This is a genomic window from Bradyrhizobium sp. BRP22, assembly GCF_020194175.1.
Lineage (GTDB): Bacteria > Pseudomonadota > Alphaproteobacteria > Rhizobiales > Xanthobacteraceae > Bradyrhizobium.
Genome location: NZ_JADYVX010000009.1, coordinates 1 through 18565, shown reverse-complemented (window position 1 = coordinate 18565; position 18565 = coordinate 1). Strand labels below are relative to the sequence as shown.

Annotated in this window: 22 protein-coding genes and 1 riboswitch; of the genes, 11 read left to right on the top strand and 11 right to left on the bottom strand. The window is 63.8% G+C overall.

What is annotated here, in order from left to right:
* Positions 1-15 precede the first annotated feature (15 nt).
* Entirely contained in the window at positions 16-1131 is a 1116-nt protein-coding gene (locus I6F35_RS14175) for an extensin family protein (RefSeq protein WP_225118476.1), read from the bottom strand.
* A gap of 181 nt (positions 1132-1312) precedes the next feature.
* Between I6F35_RS14175 and I6F35_RS14170 the strand changes: the two genes are divergently transcribed.
* Positions 1313-2941: a fatty-acid--CoA ligase gene (locus I6F35_RS14170; RefSeq protein WP_225118294.1), complete on the top strand. Its 1629-nt coding sequence runs from the start codon at positions 1313-1315 to the stop codon at positions 2939-2941.
* Between the two features lie 323 nt (positions 2942-3264).
* Positions 3265-4116 (top strand): DUF1499 domain-containing protein, encoded by an 852-nt coding sequence (locus tag I6F35_RS14165; protein WP_225118293.1) that lies wholly within the window; start codon positions 3265-3267, stop codon positions 4114-4116.
* A gap of 324 nt (positions 4117-4440) precedes the next feature.
* Here I6F35_RS14165 and I6F35_RS14160 read toward each other — a convergent pair whose 3' ends face one another.
* A complete protein-coding gene (locus I6F35_RS14160; protein WP_225118292.1) occupies positions 4441-4800 on the bottom strand; it encodes a hypothetical protein in 360 nt (119 codons plus the stop codon).
* Positions 4801-4926: 126 nt separating this feature from the next.
* Between I6F35_RS14160 and I6F35_RS14155 the strand changes: the two genes are divergently transcribed.
* Positions 4927-5796: a GNAT family N-acetyltransferase gene (locus I6F35_RS14155; protein ID WP_225118291.1), complete on the top strand. Its 870-nt coding sequence runs from the start codon at positions 4927-4929 to the stop codon at positions 5794-5796.
* Positions 5797-5840: 44 nt separating this feature from the next.
* On the opposite strand, the gene I6F35_RS14150 is transcribed toward I6F35_RS14155, so the two are convergent.
* The 8 genes from I6F35_RS14150 to I6F35_RS14115 form a co-directional block, all read right to left on the bottom strand.
* The gene (locus I6F35_RS14150; RefSeq protein WP_225118290.1) at positions 5841-6278 is read right to left on the bottom strand and encodes a cytochrome c; all 438 of its coding nucleotides are present in this window, start codon (positions 6276-6278) and stop codon (positions 5841-5843) included.
* Positions 6275-6715 (bottom strand): cytochrome c, encoded by a 441-nt coding sequence (locus tag I6F35_RS14145; RefSeq protein ID WP_225118289.1) that lies wholly within the window; start codon positions 6713-6715, stop codon positions 6275-6277. The genes I6F35_RS14150 and I6F35_RS14145 overlap by 4 nt, the downstream gene beginning before the upstream one ends.
* Complete coding sequence (locus I6F35_RS14140) at positions 6712-7257, bottom strand: methylamine dehydrogenase light chain (protein ID WP_225118288.1); 546 nt, start codon at positions 7255-7257, stop codon at positions 6712-6714. The genes I6F35_RS14145 and I6F35_RS14140 overlap by 4 nt, the downstream gene beginning before the upstream one ends.
* A 24-nt stretch (positions 7258-7281) precedes the next feature.
* Entirely contained in the window at positions 7282-7878 is a 597-nt protein-coding gene (gene mauD / locus I6F35_RS14135) for a methylamine dehydrogenase accessory protein MauD (protein WP_225118287.1), read from the bottom strand.
* Between the two features lie 10 nt (positions 7879-7888).
* Complete coding sequence (locus I6F35_RS14130) at positions 7889-8434, bottom strand: MauE/DoxX family redox-associated membrane protein (protein ID WP_225118286.1); 546 nt, start codon at positions 8432-8434, stop codon at positions 7889-7891.
* Entirely contained in the window at positions 8431-9582 is a 1152-nt protein-coding gene (locus tag I6F35_RS14125) for an amine dehydrogenase large subunit (protein ID WP_225118285.1), read from the bottom strand. The genes I6F35_RS14130 and I6F35_RS14125 overlap by 4 nt, the downstream gene beginning before the upstream one ends.
* Before the next feature lie 554 nt (positions 9583-10136).
* The gene (locus I6F35_RS14120) at positions 10137-10676 is read right to left on the bottom strand and encodes a PRC-barrel domain-containing protein (protein ID WP_225118284.1); all 540 of its coding nucleotides are present in this window, start codon (positions 10674-10676) and stop codon (positions 10137-10139) included.
* Positions 10677-10822: 146 nt separating this feature from the next.
* A complete protein-coding gene (locus I6F35_RS14115; protein ID WP_225118283.1) occupies positions 10823-11200 on the bottom strand; it encodes a PRC-barrel domain-containing protein in 378 nt (125 codons plus the stop codon).
* Between the two features lie 133 nt (positions 11201-11333).
* Here I6F35_RS14115 and I6F35_RS14110 point away from each other — a divergent pair, with 133 nt between their 5' ends.
* Complete coding sequence (locus I6F35_RS14110) at positions 11334-11525, top strand: hypothetical protein (RefSeq protein ID WP_225118282.1); 192 nt, start codon at positions 11334-11336, stop codon at positions 11523-11525.
* A 49-nt stretch (positions 11526-11574) separates the two neighbouring features.
* Here I6F35_RS14110 and I6F35_RS14105 read toward each other — a convergent pair whose 3' ends face one another.
* A complete protein-coding gene (locus tag I6F35_RS14105; RefSeq protein ID WP_225118281.1) occupies positions 11575-11775 on the bottom strand; it encodes a hypothetical protein in 201 nt (66 codons plus the stop codon).
* 285 nt (positions 11776-12060) lie between these two features.
* Between I6F35_RS14105 and I6F35_RS14100 the strand changes: the two genes are divergently transcribed.
* The 7 genes from I6F35_RS14100 (at position 12061) to I6F35_RS14070 (ending at position 18520) form a co-directional block, all read left to right on the top strand.
* Positions 12061-12597 carry a lytic transglycosylase domain-containing protein gene (locus I6F35_RS14100; protein ID WP_225118280.1) on the top strand — a complete coding sequence of 179 codons (537 nt, stop codon included), beginning with the start codon at positions 12061-12063 and terminating at the stop codon, positions 12595-12597.
* Positions 12598-12649: 52 nt separating this feature from the next.
* Positions 12650-12791, top strand: a riboswitch (TPP riboswitch).
* Entirely contained in the window at positions 12779-13792 is a 1014-nt protein-coding gene (locus I6F35_RS14095; RefSeq protein WP_225118279.1) for an FAD-dependent oxidoreductase, read from the top strand. Its footprint overlaps the riboswitch before it by 13 nt.
* Positions 13783-13980 carry a sulfur carrier protein ThiS gene (gene thiS, locus I6F35_RS14090; RefSeq protein WP_225118278.1) on the top strand — a complete coding sequence of 66 codons (198 nt, stop codon included), beginning with the start codon at positions 13783-13785 and terminating at the stop codon, positions 13978-13980. The genes I6F35_RS14095 and thiS overlap by 10 nt, the downstream gene beginning before the upstream one ends.
* Before the next feature lie 231 nt (positions 13981-14211).
* On the top strand, positions 14212-14994 hold the full coding sequence (locus I6F35_RS14085) for a thiazole synthase (RefSeq protein WP_225118277.1): 783 nt from the start codon (positions 14212-14214) through the stop codon (positions 14992-14994).
* Entirely contained in the window at positions 14981-15607 is a 627-nt protein-coding gene (locus tag I6F35_RS14080; RefSeq protein ID WP_225118276.1) for a thiamine phosphate synthase, read from the top strand. Before I6F35_RS14085 ends, I6F35_RS14080 begins: the two co-directional genes overlap by 14 nt.
* A 234-nt stretch (positions 15608-15841) precedes the next feature.
* On the top strand, positions 15842-17740 hold the full coding sequence (gene thiC / locus I6F35_RS14075) for a phosphomethylpyrimidine synthase ThiC (protein WP_225118275.1): 1899 nt from the start codon (positions 15842-15844) through the stop codon (positions 17738-17740).
* Positions 17741-17749: 9 nt separating this feature from the next.
* A complete protein-coding gene (locus I6F35_RS14070; protein ID WP_225118274.1) occupies positions 17750-18520 on the top strand; it encodes a hypothetical protein in 771 nt (256 codons plus the stop codon).
* Positions 18521-18565 lie beyond the last annotated feature (45 nt).

Genomic DNA, 18565 nt, shown 5'->3' with positions numbered 1-18565 from the left:
TCGCACGAGACGCGATCAGGGGCGCCGGCTATGCCGGCGCTTTTTTGTTGGCTCCGGTTTGGTCGCCGCACGTTTTGACTGCGCCGCATCGGAATTGCCAGCATCCGGCTTCGTATTCTCCGACTTCGCATTCTCCGGCTTCGTATTCTCCGACTTGGACCCATCCGACTTGCTGCCAGTTTTGGCGTCGCTCTCCGGATCATGCTTTGCCGCGACCTCGCGCGGCGGCGCCTGCTCGGGGCGCTCAGCCGGCAGCAGGGGGGCGATGGCCGGCATCGGATCCCAGACATCCCACTGGCAGATCCGATAATTGTTGCGCCGCTCCATCCGGTCGAGATGGATGTGGTCCTCATGGTAGCCGTCGGAGCCAGGCCCCAGCACGGTCGTGAAACGCGTGCAGGCCGAATGCAGCACGCTCTCGCGCAGATCGCGCGGCACAATGCGGTCGGTGAGCGAGATCGAGCGGCCGTTCGTGAGCTTGAAGGCGCGGACATCGATCGCATTGGCGCGGCCATGCTCGGAGAGCTGCGCGCCATTGACGCGGTTGCGGCCGCGACATTCGAACGAATCGAAATTATCGAGTTCGCTGATACTGCTGCCGAGCCCTGTCGCCAGCGGCGCGATGTCGGAGCGCACCCAATCGGCGATGGCCGTGGCCATGATGCAGCGGAGGATCGCTGCCGGCTTCACCGCAACCTTTCGCTTGTCGGGCAGGACGATCGCCTCCAGCCGCACCAGATCGTCGCCGCCACAGGCGCCGGGACCATGGATGTCGGGGACGCTTGGCGCGATGGCGATCTCCTCCGTCAGTGCCTGCCGGCAGGCCGAGGGCTGCGGCGGCGGAGCCGTCTCGGCCGCCTTGTCGTCGGGTGTCTTGTCGGCGGCTTTGCCGTGGTCGGTCGGCGGCGCTTTTTCGGCGGCCTTGCCATGGTCGGCCGGACGGGCCTTTTCGGCGGCTGCGGGCGGCTCAGGCGGCTTCGCGGCAGGCGCCTCGGCCGGACGCGGCTTTGGCAATGGCACCACCACTGCCCGATGGACGGCGCGATGCGGTCTTGATCGGGGCGGCGCGAACAGGTCAGCGAAGGGAAACGGGACCGATCTGCGGGCTGCCACGGCGGGTTCGGCCAGCATTCCGAGCAATATGGCTACAGCGGTAACCAGTGCCATTCCGGTGCGGCCAAACGCACCATAATTGGATTTTCGGCTTGCTTTCTCCGCGCTACAGTTCATGTCAATTTCATGATTGGACGGCTGGCCATACTGTCCGGCCGGCCGGTCATGCGAGGGAAGAACACTGAGGAGGGACGTTCGTATGCTTGGTTTGATGCAAGACTGGCCTTTGCTGTGTCACCGGATTATCGAACACGCAGCGAAGTATCACGGCACACAAGAGGTCGTGACGCGGTCGGTCGAAGGCCCGATCCACCGCACCACCTATGCCGAGATCCATGCGCGCGCGCTGAAGGTCTCGCAAAGCCTGGAGCGCGACGGCATCAAGCTCGGAGACCGTGTCGCCACCATCGCCTGGAACACCTGGCGCCATCTCGAAGTCTGGTACGGCATCATGGGTATCGGCGCGATCTGCCATACCGTCAACCCGCGCCTGTTTCCGGAACAGATCGCCTGGATCATCAACCACGCCCAGGATCGCGTGGTGATGACCGACCTCACCTTCGTGCCCGTGCTGGAGAAGATCGCCGACAAGCTTCCGAGCGTCGAGCGCTATATCGTGCTGACCGACAAGGCGCATATGCCGGAGACCACGCTGAAGAACGCGGTCGCCTATGAAGACTGGATCGCGGCATCCGACGGCAAGTTCCAGTGGAAGACGTTCGACGAGAACACCGCAGCAGCGATGTGCTACACGTCGGGCACCACGGGCGATCCCAAAGGCGTATTGTATTCGCACCGTTCCAACGTGCTGCATGCGCTCATGGCCAACAACAAGGATGCGCTGGGCACATCCGCGACAGATACAATGCTGCCGGTGGTCCCGCTGTTCCATGCCAATAGCTGGGGCATCGCTTTCTCCGCGCCCTCGATGGGCACCAAGCTCGTGATGCCCGGGCCGAAGCTCGACGGCGCCTCGGTCTACGAATTGCTGGATACCGAGAAGGTCACGCACACCGCCGGGGTGCCGACTGTGTGGCTGATGCTGCTGCAGCACATGGCCGCCAATAGCCTGAAGCTGCCGCATCTGGAGATGGTGATATGCGGCGGCTCGGCGATGCCGCGATCGATGATCGATGCCTTCCTCAAGATGGGCGTGGAACCGCGCCATGCCTGGGGCATGACCGAGATGAGCCCGATCGGGACGGTCGCCGCGCTGAAACCGCCCTTCGCCGAACGCACCGGCGAGGAACGGCTCGACATCCTGCAGACGCAGGGCTACCCGCCGTTCGGCGTCCAGATGAAGATCACCGACGATGCGGGCAAGGAGTTGCCGTGGGACGGCAAGACTTTCGGCCGGCTCAAGGTCTCCGGCCCGTCGATTGCCAAGGCCTATTTCCGCGTCGACGGCAACATCCTCGATGAAGAGGGCTACTTCGACACCGGCGACGTCTCGACGGTCGATGCGCACGGCTATATGCGGATCACCGACCGCTCCAAGGACGTGATCAAGTCCGGCGGCGAATGGATCTCGTCGATCGACCTGGAGAACCTCGCGGTCGGCCATCCGGCCGTGGCCGAAGCCGCCGTGATCGGCGTCTACCATCCGAAGTGGGACGAACGTCCGCTGCTGATCGTGCAACTCAAGCAGGGCCAGCAGGCGACGCGCGAGGAGATCCTGAAGTTCATGGACGGCAAGATCGCGAAATGGTGGATGCCCGACGACGTCGTCTTCGTCGACGGCATTCCACACACCGCAACCGGCAAGATCCTGAAGACCGCGCTGCGCGATCAGTTCAAGAGCTACAGCCTCCCGACCGCCGCGGCGTAGGATCAACGCCAACGATGTACCCTCTCCCTCTCGCGGGAGAAACGATCGCTGCCAATTGATGTGCCCTCGCCCCTTGTGGGAGAGGGCAGCTCCGCTGCCGGCAGCGGACTCACCAGGGTGAGGGGTTCTCTCCACAAAGGCCAGCGCTCGCGGAGACAATCCCTTGTCCGGCGCGCATTTGTGCGAGCTTCACCTTCTCCCACAAGGGAGAAGGTGAAGGCTCCAAATTCCCTTGAATTTGCCGCAGGTTCGTGGTCTCACACGGCCAGCAGCAGCCAGGTACTTCCCGGCCCCGCAACGTCTCAGGCGGCAGATTTTCGACGATGGCCCGCAGGTTTTCCGTTCCCTACCAATCGGAACCGGTGTCCAGCCTCGCCACCTGGGCGCGCAACCTGGCGATCTTCTCCATCGTCGCGGTGGTGGTCTCGGTCCTGATCGTCCGCTTCGGTTTCCTGGAGATGAAGCCGGCGCTCGCGACCTTCTTCGGCGCATTGGTCCTTGCCGGACTTTCGATCCTGATCGGCTTTGCCGCCTTCGCCGCGATCTGGCAGAACGGCTCGCGCGGCATGGGCCGCATCCTGCTGGCTTTCCTGATCGACGCGCTGGTGCTCGCCTATCCGGCCTATCTCGCCGTGCAATATCGCCGGCTGCCGCCGATCCACGACATCACCACCGATCCGGTCGATCCGCCGCGGTTCGAAGCGCTGGCGCGCCTGCGCACCAGCGACGACACCAATTCGGCCGCCTATGCCGGGCTCTACTCGGCCGAGCAGCAGCGCCGCGCCTACCCCAATATCGAGACCGTGGAGCTCGAGGTGCCGGTGGACCGCGCCTACGCGGTGACGCTGCAGCTCGTGCACCGGCGCAAATGGCTCGTCATCGACGAGCGGCCGCCGACGCCACCGCGCCGCATCGGCCGCATCGAGGCGGTGGCGCGCACGCCGATCATGGGCTTCCGCGAGGACATCGCGATCCGCATCATGCCTGATGGCGAGGACTCGCGGGTCGATATCCGCTCCGCCTCGCGCTATTTCGAGGCCGACCTCGGCAGCAATGCCGCGCGCGTGTCGAAGCTGATCGAGGACATCAACACCGCCGTCGACAACGCCAAGCCGGCCGTGCCGAAGAAAGAGCCGGCGCCACCGAAGGCCCAGGCGAAGACGGTGAAGAAGTGAGCCGCGAGGCGCCCTCGCTACATCATCAGCGCTGGCTGAACCATAAGTCAGAGATGCATCGGACCACTTTCGCAGCGCGTAGCGGTTGCATTCGGCTGCTACGGCAAGAGCGCGAAATGTTCGGACGAATTGGGCCGGCTAGGTGGCATGGCGCTGCTCGGTGAGGTCAGAGCAGAGCTCGCACCCTGACTGAGTCCTGTGTAGGCTTTTTTCCAAGTCTACTTCAGCTTTCCAGGTGTGCTTCCGCTTTGCAAGGGTGCTTCAGCTTTCAAGGATGCTTCAGCGCCAAAGACGCGCAAAACGCGGGCAGTGAGTACGCGCTCATCAGCCGCAATTCCAGATCGGCCCGATCGGCGTCCGTGTCCAGCAGGGGCCGAAGCTGCCGCCATTGTAGCGACCGCCGTAAAAGCCAGGCCGGCCGAAATAGTGCCACTCACCATCGTACCCGTAATACCGTGGGACTGGATCGATGTACCAAGGGCGCCGGTTGCGGCGCGCCATCCGCGAAACCGAAGCTTTCTCGGCGTAGAGCGGAAGGCTGTTGTTCGGTGGCTGACGATAGCCCGGGAGGAAGCCGTAGCCGTGCCAGCGAGGCGGCACTCGTTTATGAGCCGGCGCAGCCGGCGCCACGACCGGCAGCAGCGATAGGGCGATGGCAATCAAGAGACACATGAATCGGGACATGAGCGCAGCATAGACACCCGCCGGTTGGGAAGCGATTCAAATCCGGGTGCGCAGTCCAGCCCGAGCGCAGCCGCCGCGGCGTTTCTTCATTTGCCGGCAAGAGCTCATTCGTGGTGATATCGGTTCATGAGTCCATCTGTACGATCGCCCGCGACAGACGGCCTGCGCATCCGCAACATGCGGCCGGACGAAATCTCGATAGCCGTGGACTGGGCGGCCGCCGAAGGCTGGAATCCAGGCTTCGCCGACGCCGCCTGCTTCGCCGCGACCGATCCGGAAGGCTTCTTCATCGGCGAACGCGACGGCGCCCCGGTCGCGACCGTGTCCTGCGTCAATTACGATGAGAGCTTCGCCTTCCTCGGCTTCTACATCGTCCGGAAGGACTTGCGCGGCCGCGGTTATGGTCTGCGCCTATGGAACGCGGCCATCGCGCATGCCGGCCGACGTGTGATCGGGCTCGATGGCGTGGTGGCGCAGCAGGACAACTACAGGAAGTCCGGGTTCGAGCTCGCTTATGCCAACATCCGTTATGGCGGAACAGTCACGGCTCCGGATGCGCCGCAGGCCAAGGTCGTCAGGCTACGCGACGTGCCATTGGCAACCGTGGAGGCCTATGACGCGACGGTGTTTCCGGCGCGGCGCACCGCATTCCTGCGCGCCTGGATCGGCTCGCCCGGGCATGTCGGTTGTGCGCTCCTGCGCGACGGCGAGCTTGCCGGTTGGGGCGTGATCCGTCCGTGCCGCAGCGGCCGCAAGATCGGCCCGCTGGTCGCCGACGACCGCGCCAGCGCCGAGGTGGTTCTGTCGGCTTTGCTGGCCCGCGTAGGCGACGGCGAGACCTTCCTCGACGTTCCCGGCATCAACCGCGACGCGATCGCGTTGGCGCACGATCTGGGCCTTGCGCCTGTGTTCGAGACCGCGCGCATGTATACCGGCCCGGTGCCGCCATTGCGGCTGGAGCGGATATTCGGCGTCACCACTTTTGAGCTGGGATAGCGCCAGAGGTGACGCTGCCAAAGGGCGGCCCGAACCGCTCCGCCTCAATACGCGATTGAGATGCGCCGTTTGGCAAGCTCTATGCCGAGCTTCTGTCGTAGTGCGGTAATATCGTCCATGCGCATTTCTCGAAGGCCGCGCACTTCCCCGGCCGTGAAATCTCTCGCGCGCACCGCCTGCTCTTGGCGTCCCCAGCTACGCAACACGTAGTTCAGTAGTTCTGCCGTCTCAGCATCAGGCAGCGCCGCACCGGCAACCCCCGGCACGTGCACGAGGTAGAGTCGCCCGTCCGGGCTGTCGGCGAAATGCCCGACAATGCCAGGAAAGGGTGGAATGCGACCGACCTTGGATCCTGCACCATCGACGCCGTGGCAACCGGAGCAATGCAGCCGGTAGAGATAGTCAACGTTTTCATCGGCGTTCGCCGCCCCAGCGCCGACAAGCATCGAGATTACCAATAAGAGCGTGGCGAGACGTTTCATGGCATCAGCCCGGAGCGGATTCGCTTCAGTTCGTCACCGCCGGCTGACTGCGCCCGAACCCCGGCGACGTCCGCAGGCTTCACCGAGGCCTTCATGCGATTGAGCCGATAGACGTAGCTGACGACGGCCGCAATCTCATCATCGTTCAATCCTTGCTGCGGCGGCATCGCGCTCGCAATCACGTCGCCGCCTGACAGCGAAAGCGACCCGGACATGCCATGGATCACCACCATGGCTGGGTAGTCCTTCTGTCGGCTGGCCGCGTTGGCGATCACCGACGAGACGAGCGGCTGCGCGAGCCCCGGCGATCCGACGCCGCCCGCCTGATGGCAGGCCTGGCAGGTCTCGGCATAGACCTTGGCCCCGTCTGCAGCCAACGCAGGCGCCGAGCAAGCCAGGACGAGCGCCGCGCCGGCAAGGACGCGGGTGGCCTTCATTTGCTCTCCGCCATGCCGACGAGCACCGAGACCGTGCAGTGGTACATGCTCTGGGTATTGGCCATGCACCAGTTGATGTCGTTGTGAAGGCCCATCCGATAGCCGGGGCGCTCGCCGACATTGCCGTTGCACAGGCAGCGGCCGCAGCTCGTCTTGCCGCAGCAGTCATTGTAGGAGACCAGATAATCCTTGCCCTCGTCCGGGTTGTGACAGGTTCCGATCCAGGTCACCTTGGACGGCTCGGCACCAGGCGGGCAGGCCGAGACGCTGCCGCCACAGCACGAGCAGAGGAAGCCGTCCAGCGCACAATAGCGCCAGTAGTCGCAACTGCCGTCGGCGGCATCCGCCTTCGGCGCGTCGGCTGCGTGGACTCCGCTGGATCGGTCGAACGGAAGCACCGGGAGCATTGCGCCACCCACCAGCAGTTTTCCGATTGTGCTGAGCGCGGAGCGCCGCCCGATCGCCTGGGCCGAGCGGCGAAAGGCCTGCTCGGCGGCGCGGTCGAAGGCCGCCATCAGCCTGTTGATGATGATGTCCGACATCCGGCTTCTCCGAAATCAGCGAAACTACTGGGCCGTGCGCACCGCATCGAGATACGACTGCACCGATGAGACACCGAGCTCGCGAGCGTTGAACAAGCTTTCGAGCTGCTCGCGATTGTTGATCAGCCCCTTCGCCCGCACGGCTCCTGTGCTGTCGATCAACGCGGCATAAGGCAGGCGGCTGACGCGAAACGCTATGCCGAGCTCGCGCGAAAGCACGAAGGGAAATTTCTCCAGGCGACGCCGTGCGACGAAGGTGCGGTGTGCCGCAGCGTCGCCATCGCCGGCAAGCACGACATCGAGCCAGGAGCTCTCGGCCGCCGCGACCGAGGAGAGGATCGGCAGAAGCTTCTTGCAGACCGGGCATGTCGGCGAGACGAAGAACAGGAGCTGCGAGCGCAGGGTGGCCGAGCCGATCGCAACGGCGCGACCATCCAATGCGGTCAGATCGAAGCGTGAAATCTTTTCGCCGACCGTGGGGCCGGAGTCGGTGATGAGTGCTCCCATCGGGGCAATCCGCTCGAACAGGATGCCGACCTGGCGCGCCAGCGCGAACACCGCAATCGCCAGCGCGATCACCAGCACCCAGAGCAGCGCAAACGCGACAACAAGACCGTCCATGGACACCTCATCAATGCGAGCCGGAACCTAGCCGCCGAATCGCCGCGAACGTCCCGATGGCCTTTTCGGCAATCGCCAGCAGAAGGAAGACCAGGAATGTGGCAGCCACGCCAACCAGCATGTCCGGCCAGCTCATCGCGCGGTTCGAAGTTGGCAACGGGATGGAAGCGCTGATCGCGCCGAGTACGCCGTTCCGCGCCACCAGCGCCCAGCTCACCACCTGCCCTTCGCCGCCGCAGCCGCATTCGATCTCGTGGCGGCCGGCGAGCAGGACCATGGCCATCGCGAGAGCATAAATGGCGAACAGCGAGGCTGCGGTGATGGACCCGATCGCGCTGATTGTCGGCAGCGGCAGACACAGGATCGCTGCAAGCTCCGCTATCAGCAAGGTCGGCGCCGCAACGGGCGCAAGCGCATCCGGCAGCAGCCGATAGTCCTGCAGGTTGGCGACGAAGAAGCCATAGGCGGAAAGTTTCTCCACGACGGCGCGTGCCAGCACTACGATGACAAAACCCGTCGCGACCAGATGCAGCAATGGATCGAGCTGCCAATTCATCTGGGAGCCTCGACCAAAGCGGCCGTCTCGCCAAGCCTGATCTGTCCCGCGCGCGATATTTGGTGTGAACTGGCGTCGATCGTGAAACGCTCGATCGTCAGATCGACCGGATTGATCCCGAATAGAAGCGCCGGATCGACGGCCGAAAGCGTCAGCGACGTCAGATTGGCCGCCCGCGACCGCGCAACCAATCGCTTGCCGCGGAGGTCATAGGCCCAGATCTCGGCACTCGGATTCTTGTGGTCACCATCCTTGTTGCCGGGGTGCATCAGGATGTAGGCCATTCCCGACTTGGGATCGACCGCGAACGGCTGATAGCCGCCCGGCGCCCAATCGGCGGCGTCGGGGGGAATGATATCGAGCGTCTCCGTGATCGTCGCGCTTTCGCCGTCGAGCGAGGCGCGCAACAGCTTGCCCTTGAAGCTCAGGAAGACGTAACCGTCCTGATCGCGCTCGGCATGGATGAAGAGCGGATCGGCGCCGGTATCGAACAGCTTGGCGCTCGTCTTGCGCTCGGATGACTGGAAATTCGACGACATCGTGTAGGTGCCAATCGTGCCGTCACCGCATAGCGTGCTGAAGCGCAGTGGTTTGGTCGGCGCGGGATAGATGCCATAACACCCGGGGGCCGGCGTTTCGAGCTGGCGCTTGCTCGCCGTGTCGACGACGCTGATCGAGGTCGCAGGCGTCGCGTTCTGGATGAAGAGGACATTGCCGTCGCTGGAGCGCTGAAACAGGCTGCGATAGCTGAGCGCCTGCGCTCGGCGTGTTGGAATCGGGATTTCGTCGATCACTTTCAAGGTCTGATCGTCGAACACCTGGACCACGTCGATCCGCTTGCCACGCGTTAATCGTTCGTAGAACGTCGTTGCGACATAGATCCGGCGCCTGTCCGGGGCTGCGAGCATCATCCCGGCGAAGCCCGCTTCCAACATTCCCTTCAGGCTGAGATCGGCCGCATCGAGCACGTAGATGCGTCCATCGACGATGTGCGGAAGCGCGGCATCCAGCACATAGACGCGATGCATCGCTGCCGGAATGGTGGTCGTACCGGCGGATTCCGACTTGAATTCAGCCGCGGTAGCGGGCGCGCTGAGCAGTAGAACGGCGCAAGCACACTGCAGCCGTCTGAAAGCGAACGTTCTCATCGCATCTCCTGTGGCGCGCTACTCGCTCGACGCTCGTTGACCCTCCAGCCAGTCCGTGGCCGCGATTGCGATAATTGCGTCGGCGTAGCGGGCGTCATCCGGCTCGATACGTAGAGCGTCAGCGAGGACTGGCCACGCCGGAGCTGCTTCCCACTGCCGATACTGCCTTCAGTTTGAAGGGCGCGTGTTGCCGCGCTATTTCGGTCTCGCGAGAAACGATTACGATTGTAAGCGAACAGCCAAATACGGCAAAGCCGCCAAGCGGCGCTCTTCAGCAGGATGCGCGGCCGTCCGAAATCAGATCTGGATTCGAACGCGCCTGAGGCGGCCGCCGGCTACAGCAGGTTTACGTTCTGGATTGCTTAGAGGACTTCGATCACGTCCGACCGGGGTTGCAGCCGCGCCGAATATTGCGCGCCCTCGCGCGGGCCGGCTAAGGGGGCTCGTACTTTGTCATGCGCTTTGTACTCTCTCGCGTTGAGAGAGTCCCAAACCGCCTTCGCGCTGCGCGCGCGATGACCTCCCCCGCAGGCGGGGGAGGTCAGAAATGCGCGTTAGTCGGTCGCGTACTTGAACTCCGGCATTGCCTTCAGCTCGTCCTTGGTCGCGCTGTAGACGGCGTGATCGGGGTACCAGGGGTTCGGCTTGGAAGTCGAGGTCGAACTTGGCGCAGCGCCCGTGGTCGTCGAGGTGCCGGTGCCGGCACCGCCCGACGGCTTCGCGCCGGTGTTCGACGCGCCGGTATAGGCGACTGGCTCGTTGACGAACTTGACCTTCTCGAACGGCACGGCGACGAGGTGCTCGCCGACGCCGAGGAAGCCGCCGACGCCGATCACGACCGCTTTGATGTTGCCGCTCTTGTCCATCAACATGTCGTTGATCGAGCCGATGCTCTCATTGCTGTCGTTATAGACGTTCAGGCCGGACATTTTCGACGCGCGCCAGTTGCCTTTGAACGATGACGGAGCCGTTGTTGTGGTGGTCTCCGCGGTGCTCGGGCGGTCTCCCGTCGCCGTGCTCGGCGTTTGCGCGAACGCGACGCTGGCAAGCAGCGCCGAAGCCGCAAGACCGGTAATGGTGTACTTCGCTAACATGATGGGGTCCTCCAGTTTCGAAATCGATGCTGAGAAAACCCGGCACGTCAGCAAGCGTTCCGTATCAAGTGAGACGGAACCCGCGATGCCAATCGAATCCAGAAGACCGAATCGAAAAGATAAAAGTTAAGCGACGGATGCGCGCTTCAGAAGCCGCCCCAATAAGGCGGTATGCCGTAATAGCGATGCAGTTCGACTTCCTGCGACCGATCGCCCCAATCGAAATCCTTGTCGGCGCGAAACGACGGCGCGCGTTTCAACTCTTCATCGGAGATGTCGAGCTCATAGGCTTCGAAGCGAGTATTGTAGCGCAGCCGCGCCCACGGGACCGGAATCAAGTTGGTTCCCAAGCCGAAGAATCCGCCGAAGCTCAGCACGGCATAGGATACCTGTCCGGAGACCTTGTCGATCATCAGCCGTTCGATATGGCCGATCATCTCGCCGTTCGGCCGCCGCACCGCAGTGCCTTCGACGCGATCGCTGGCAATGAGCCGATGCGGATTGGTGCTGGCGTCGGCTGCCATCTGACCCTCCCCACGAATGATCGAGAGGTTCAACGCCGCATTCCAGGACTGGTTCCTCGGCCGTCGAGACAGCCACCCTTCCCTTTCGTAGCCCGGGTGGAGCGAAGCGCAACCCGGGACACTCGCGTCAGCGTTGACGAGCGGCGCCAGGGTCACGGGCGACACCGCAAGGATCGGCGTCGTGCTGCCCGACGGCGCGATGATCTCGGCAAGGCTGCTTGCGGATCGGCGCTGGCCTCCGTTCCTCGGCGGTCCCTGGATGATGACGCTGCTGTTCATGGTCATCAGCTCACGCCGCTCGGGCTGTGGGCGGCACGCGCGCTGACGGCGCAAACGCGAAGCGTTTGCGTGGAGATCATGCTCGAACAAAACGCCTAGGCGGCCAGCGGCGCGTGCTCGCTGTCGCGTTCCGGATAGATCGCGATGGCCTCGAAGCGATAATCGCAGGCGCGGCAATGCCAGAGATAGAAGGTGCGGCCGGCATCACGCTCGACCCAATCCGGCTTCGTGATCGGCTTGCCGCATTGCGCGCAAGGATTGCCACGCGGCAGGTCGGCGGAATCAAATTGGGCCATGATGCGTCCTCCCTTTGTGCGACTTTTCTTGGTCGGCTTTTTTGATTGCCGTTTCTTGATTTTCGTTGCAGAACGCGCTGAACCCCGCGCCCGTCATGCAAAATCCTAAGGCGGCATTGAGTCATTTGCGCGACAGCCATCTTGCGGCCGCGCGGCAAATCGTCGTCTAAGACTTTACTAAAGCCCGCCGCATAACGCCTCATTATCGCCACATCCATGCCCGGCGGCCGCAACAATTCGGTTCTGTAAGTGGAACAGACCATTCCGTCGCCGAGACCTCGTTCGATGAAATTCCCCTTCGCTTTCACCTCGCTTGCGGCCGTTGCCGGGGTGCTCACGGGCTCGCCTGCGCAGGCGCAGCAGCGCTCGCAATATGAGGCGCTGGTCGCGTCCCACGCGCAGGCTAATCTGGTGCCGGACGAGCTGGTGCACCGGGTGATCGTGCGCGAGAGCAAGTATCACCCGAACCTGATCGGGCGCGGCGGCGCGATCGGGCTGATGCAGATCAAGCTCGCGACCGCGCGCGGCCTCGGCTACAAGGGCGATGCGGCGGGCCTGCGCGATCCCGAAACCAACCTCACCTACGGCATCAAATATCTCGCCGGCGCCTACCGTGCCGCCGGCGGCAACCATGACCGCGCCGTGCGCTACTACGCCAGCGGGTACTACTACGCCGCCAAGCAGCAGCGGATGCAGCACTTGCGGGAAGCCAGAGGGGAAGCCCGTCCGACGCTCGCCGCCGCATCGCAAAACGAGCAGGCGGCGGCCGGGCCATTGGGAAGCACGGTCAACGCCGACGCACAGCAGATCCCCGGCAACTGAGGGGCGGCCGCGAAGCGCGACGTTGACAGGCCTGCGCATCCGCTTACATTAGACGCGTTCCGAGGGGTGCTCCGAGGAGGAGCTGAGATATCGCAAGCTCGGGCTTGGCCATGTCGGCCGATGTCCGGGACCGCGGTGACCCTTTGAACCTGATCCGGGTCATACCGGCGAAGGGACAGGGATGTACCAGAACAAGTCTCCGCGGGGGGATTCCCCCGTCTCCATCATCGGCGCGGGCATTGCCGGCGCCTGGCAGGCGCTATTATTCGCGCGGGCCGGTCACGCCGTCACCTTGCACGAGCGCAGTGACGCCGCGATGACGGAATCCACAAGCCATTGGGCCGGCGGGATGCTGGCCCCCTGGTGCGAGGCCGAGGCCTCGGAGCCCGTGATCAGCCGGCTCGGCCTGCGCTCGCTGGCGCTGTGGCGCGAGCTTTTCCCCAAAGCCCCGTTCAACGGCTCGCTGGTGGTGACGCACCCGCGCGACCGCGCCGATTTCGAACGCTTCGCGCGGCTGACGTCGGGCTATTGCCGGCTCGACGCCCGCGAGCTCGGCGAACTCGAACCCTCGCTGGAAGGCCGCTTCCGCGACGCCCTGTTCTATCCCGAGGAGGGCTTGGTCGAGCCGCGGCGGGTGCTGCCGCAGCTCCATGCCGCGATCGCCAAGGCCGGCGGCACCATCCACTTCAACAGCGAGGCGCGCACTGAAGAGATCGAGGGCATCGTGATCGACTGCCGCGGGCTCGCCGCGCGCGAGGACGAGCCGGAGCTTCGCGGCGTCAAGGGCGAAATGATCATCGTCGAGACCTCAGAGGTCGAGCTTTCGCGCCAGGTGCGGCTGATCCATCCGCGCTGGCCGCTCTATGTGATCCCGCGCGGCGATGGCCGCTTCATGCTGGGCGCGACCTCGATCGAAGCCGAGGACACCGGCGTCAGCGTCCGTTCGGCGCTGGAACTGCTGGGCGCCGCCTACGCGGTGCACCCGGCCTTCGCCGAGGCGCGCATCCTCGAATTCGGCTCGGGCCTGCGCCCGGCCTTCCCCGACAATCTGCCGCGGATCCGGATCGACAAGGACAGGATCAGCGTCAACGGCCTCTACCGTCACGGCTTCCTGCTGGCGCCGGCGCTGGCGGAACTGACGCTCTCCTATGTCGCGCGCGGCACCATCGACAACGAGGTGATGCAATGCGCGTGATCGTCAACGGCGAGCCGCGGGAGATCCGAGCTGCCAGCGTCGACGCGCTGCTCGCCGAGCTCGAATACGAAGGCAGCCATTTCGCGATCGCGCTGAATTACGACGTGCTGCCGAAGAGCCGCTGGGCGGAGACCGCGCTGAAAGCCGGCGACGAGATCGAGATCATCACGCCGCGGCAGGGTGGGTGACAGCCATGAACGCACACTCCCTCCGCCGGTCGTCCCCGCGAAAACGGGGACTCATAACCACAGGGCTCCGTTGTAGGCACGCCACAAATTCAGCCGTCATCGCCCGGCTTGACCGGGCGATCCAGTACGCGGCGGCGTTGCGGTTCAATCAAAAGCGCTGCGGGTTACTGGATCCCCGCTTTCGCGGTGACCTGCGGCATGCGGGAATGACGAGCGGAGGACATTGACATCATGCTGAACTTCTACGGCAAGACCTTCTCCTCCCGCCTCTTGATCGGCACGGCGCTCTATCCTTCGCCCGCGATCATGCAGGCCGCGATCCGCGCCTCCGGCGCCAACATCGTCACCGTGTCGCTGCGCCGCGAGGCCGCCGGCGGCAAGACCGGCGATGCGTTCTGGTCGCTGATCCGCGAACTTGATGTCACGGTGCTGCCGAACACCGCCGGCTGCCGCACCGTGCGCGAGGCGGTGACCACGGCAAAGCTTGCGCGCGAATTGTTCAGCACAAGCTTGATCAAGCTCGAGGTGATCGCCGACAACGACACGCTGCAGCCCGATGTCGTCGGCCTGGTCGAAGCCGCCTCGATCCTGATCAAGGACGGCTTCGAGGTGCTCCCTTATTGCACCGAGGATCTTTCGGTGGCGATGCGGCTGGTCGATGCCGGCTGCAAGGTGGTGATGCCATGGGCCGCGCCGATCGGCAGCGCCAAGGGAATCACCAATCGCGACGCGCTGAAACTCATGCGCGACCGCCTGCCGGACATCAGGCTGGTGGTCGACGCCGGCATCGGTGCGCCCTCGCATGCGGCCCACGCCCTCGAACTCGGCTACGATGCGGTGCTGCTCAATACCGCGGTGGCGAAAGCCGCCGATCCTGTCGCGATGGCGAATGCATTCCGCCTCGGCGTCGAGGCCGGCCGCGCCGCCTATGAGGCCGGCCTGATGGAAGCCCGCGATTTCGCCTCCCCCTCCACCCCTGTCATCGGGACTCCGTTCTGGCATGCCGTATCCTGATCGCTACGCGTATCCTGATCCATTTTACCCGGTGGTCGACAGCGTCGCCTGGGTCGAGCGGCTGACAAAACTTGGCGTCGGCACGATCCAGCTCCGCGCCAAGGATCTGAACGATGCCGAGGCGCTGCAGATCGTCACCGATGCGCTGGCGGTGACCAAGGGCACGCCGACAAAGCTGGTCGTCAACGACTATTGGCGCGCGGCGATCGTCGCCGGAGCCGAGCATCTGCATCTCGGCCAGGAGGATCTTGTCGACGCCGACCTTGCCGAGATCCGTAAAGCGCGGCTGACGCTCGGCATCTCCACCCATGACGACGAGGAGCTTGCCACCGCGCTGAAGGCCGAGCCTGACTATGTCGCGCTCGGCCCGATCTTCCCGACCACGCTGAAATCGATGCGCTTCGCCCCGCAGGGCATTCCGAAGATCACCGAATGGAAGCAGCGCATCGGCAACATCCCGCTGGTTGCAATCGGCGGCATCAAGTTCGAGCAGTCCGCGGAGATCTTCGCCGCCGGCGCCGACTCGATCGCCGTCGTCTCCGACATCACCCAGAACGCCGACCCCGATGCGCGGGTCAGACAATGGCTTGGCGAAAGCGCAAAGGCCGCATGATGCAACTCTCACCGCCCGTCATTGCGAGGAGCGAAGCGACGAAGCAATCCACGTCTCCGCTTGCGGCGCGATGGATTGCTTCGCTGACGCTCGCAATGACGGAGAAACAACCACCAGCGTCATTCCGGGGCGCGCAAAGCGCGAACCCGGAATCTCGCGCCACAACCTCGAGATTCCGGATCGGTCCTTCGGACCGTCCGGAATGACGACAAGATAAGATGAAGGAGGAACTCCATGAACATCCGTTCCAACCCTGACACCACGACTCCCGCCGTCACCACCGGCCCGCTGCCTTCCTCGCGCAAGATTTTTGCCTCGCCCGATGCCGCGCCGGACCTGCGCGTGCCGCTGCGCGAGATCATCCTCAGCGAAGGCGCCGGCGAGCCCAATCTTCCGGTCTACGACACCTCGGGCCCCTACACCGATCCGTCCATCGTGATCGACGTCAATGCCGGCCTGCCGCGAAACCGTCTCGCCTGGGTCAGGGAACGCGGCGGCGTCGAGGAATATGAGGGGCGCACGATCAAGCCGGAGGACAACGGCAATCTCTCCGCCGACAAGGCGGCGCGCGCCTTCACTGCGCATCACAAGCCGCTGCGCGGCCTCGATGGCCACAAGGTGACCCAGCTCGAATTCGCTCGCGCTGGCATCATCACCAAGGAGATGATCTACGTCGCCGAGCGCGAGAATCTCGGCCGCAAGCAGCAGCTCGAACGCGCCGAAGCTGCGCTCGCCGATGGCGAAAGCTTTGGTGCGTCAGTGCCGGCCTTCATCACGCCCGAGTTCGTGCGAAGCGAGATCGCGCGCGGCCGCGCCATCATCCCCTCCAACATCAACCACGCCGAGCTCGAGCCGATGATCATCGGCCGCAACTTCCTGACCAAGATCAACGCCAATATCGGCAACTCCGCCGTGACGTCGTCGGTCGAGGAGGAAGTCGAGAAGATGGTGTGGGCGATCCGCTGGGGCGCCGACACCGTGATGGACCTCTCCACGGGGCGCAACATCCACACCACCCGCGAATGGATCCTGCGCAACTCGCCGGTGCCGATCGGCACCGTGCCGATCTACCAGGCGCTGGAGAAGTGCAACGGCGATCCGGTCCAGTTGACCTGGGAACTCTACAAGGACACGCTGATCGAGCAGTGCGAACAGGGCGTCGACTATTTCACCATCCACGCCGGCGTGCGCCTGCCCTACATCCATCTCACCGCCAACCGCGTCACCGGCATCGTCAGCAGAGGCGGCTCGATCATGGCGAAGTGGTGCCTCGCGCATCACAAGGAGAGCTTCCTCTACACCCATTTCGACGAGATCTGCGACCTCATGCGCAAGTATGACGTCTCGTTCTCGCTCGGCGACGGCCTGCGTCCCGGCTCGATCGCCGATGCCAACGACCGCGCGCAGTTCGCCGAGCTCGAGACGCTGGGCGAGCTGACCAAGATCGCCTGGGACAAGGGCTGCCAGGTCATGATCGAAGGCCCCGGCCACGTGCCGATGCACAAGATCAAGATCAACATGGACAAGCAGCTCAAGGAATGCGGCGAAGCCCCGTTCTACACCTTGGGTCCGCTGACCACCGACATCGCGCCGGGCTACGACCACATCACCTCCGGCATCGGCGCCGCCATGATCGGCTGGTTCGGCTGCGCCATGCTCTGCTACGTCACGCCGAAGGAGCATCTCGGCCTGCCCGATCGCAACGACGTCAAGACCGGCGTCATCACCTACAAGATCGCCGCCCACGCCGCCGACCTCGCCAAGGGCCACCCCGCCGCGCAACTCCGGGACGACGCCCTGTCGCGCGCCAGGTTCGACTTCCGCTGGACCGACCAGTTCAACCTCGGCCTCGATCCCGAGACCGCGAAGAACTTCCACGACGAGACCCTGCCGAAGGAAGCCCACAAGGTCGCCCATTTCTGCTCGATGTGCGGCCCGAAATTCTGCTCGATGAAGATCACCCAGGATGTGCGGGACTACGCGGCGACACTGAACGATCCGGCGAGCGTGGGGATGTCGGTGTCAGGCACGATCGAGGACGGCATGGCGGCAATGAGCGCCAAGTTCAGGGAGATGGGGAGCAGCGTGTATCTCGATGCGGAGAAGGTGAAGGAGAGTAATCGGGTGCTTTGAGAGTAACCGATGGGCAAGGGTTTGACCCGCGGACTATTGCTTCTGTTCGTCACTGCTTGGCTTCCCGTCGGCGCAACCATTTCATGGGCGCAGGGACTGCCGCGCGTGACGAGCAGCGGCCTCATTGCACCTAGCGAGGTCATTCTTTATGTCCATTCGGATTTGAAGAGCGTTGATTTCGTTCAGCCGCTGGTTTGCGCCCTCCAACGGGTGCTATCTGCACCCGTTTCGACGAAAACATCGAGCCTTGAACTCGGCCCCGAATTGCTCGCAACCCCGACCCAGTTCGACGTTGAGAAGGTTAGAAATCAGTTCATCCGAGCAACTGCTACCGACGGGGGGCCACGGTCATTCAAATACTTGCTCGTTCCGTATGATCTCAAAGCATCCCCGTGGCGGTATGTTTTCTCGACAAGTTTCGGCGATGAGACTACTCCCTATCACGTCGGCGTCGTTTCGATGGCTCGGCTCGACGCCGCGGACCCGAAGCTGCACCACCGCGGAGGTGCCGAGATCACCGCAACGCGCGCCTACAAGCTGATCCTCAAGTCAATTGCACGGGTCGCCGGCTTACGAAGCCCTGACGCCTGTATTCTTTCATTTCCGAGAAGCCTCGAAGAATTGGATCATAAGTCATCGGAGTTTTGTCCTAGTGACCGTGCCGTGTTAGTCGCCGCCCAGATCCTCCAACCTGTGGAAGGACAAGGACACACCGATTGCTCGGTCATTTCCCAGCAGCGAGTCTTCAACGAGGCGCGCATGGCTCGAGCGGCAGAATAGCGAAAAAAACTTAAGGTGCCTCATGCCCCCCATCCACCACTTCCC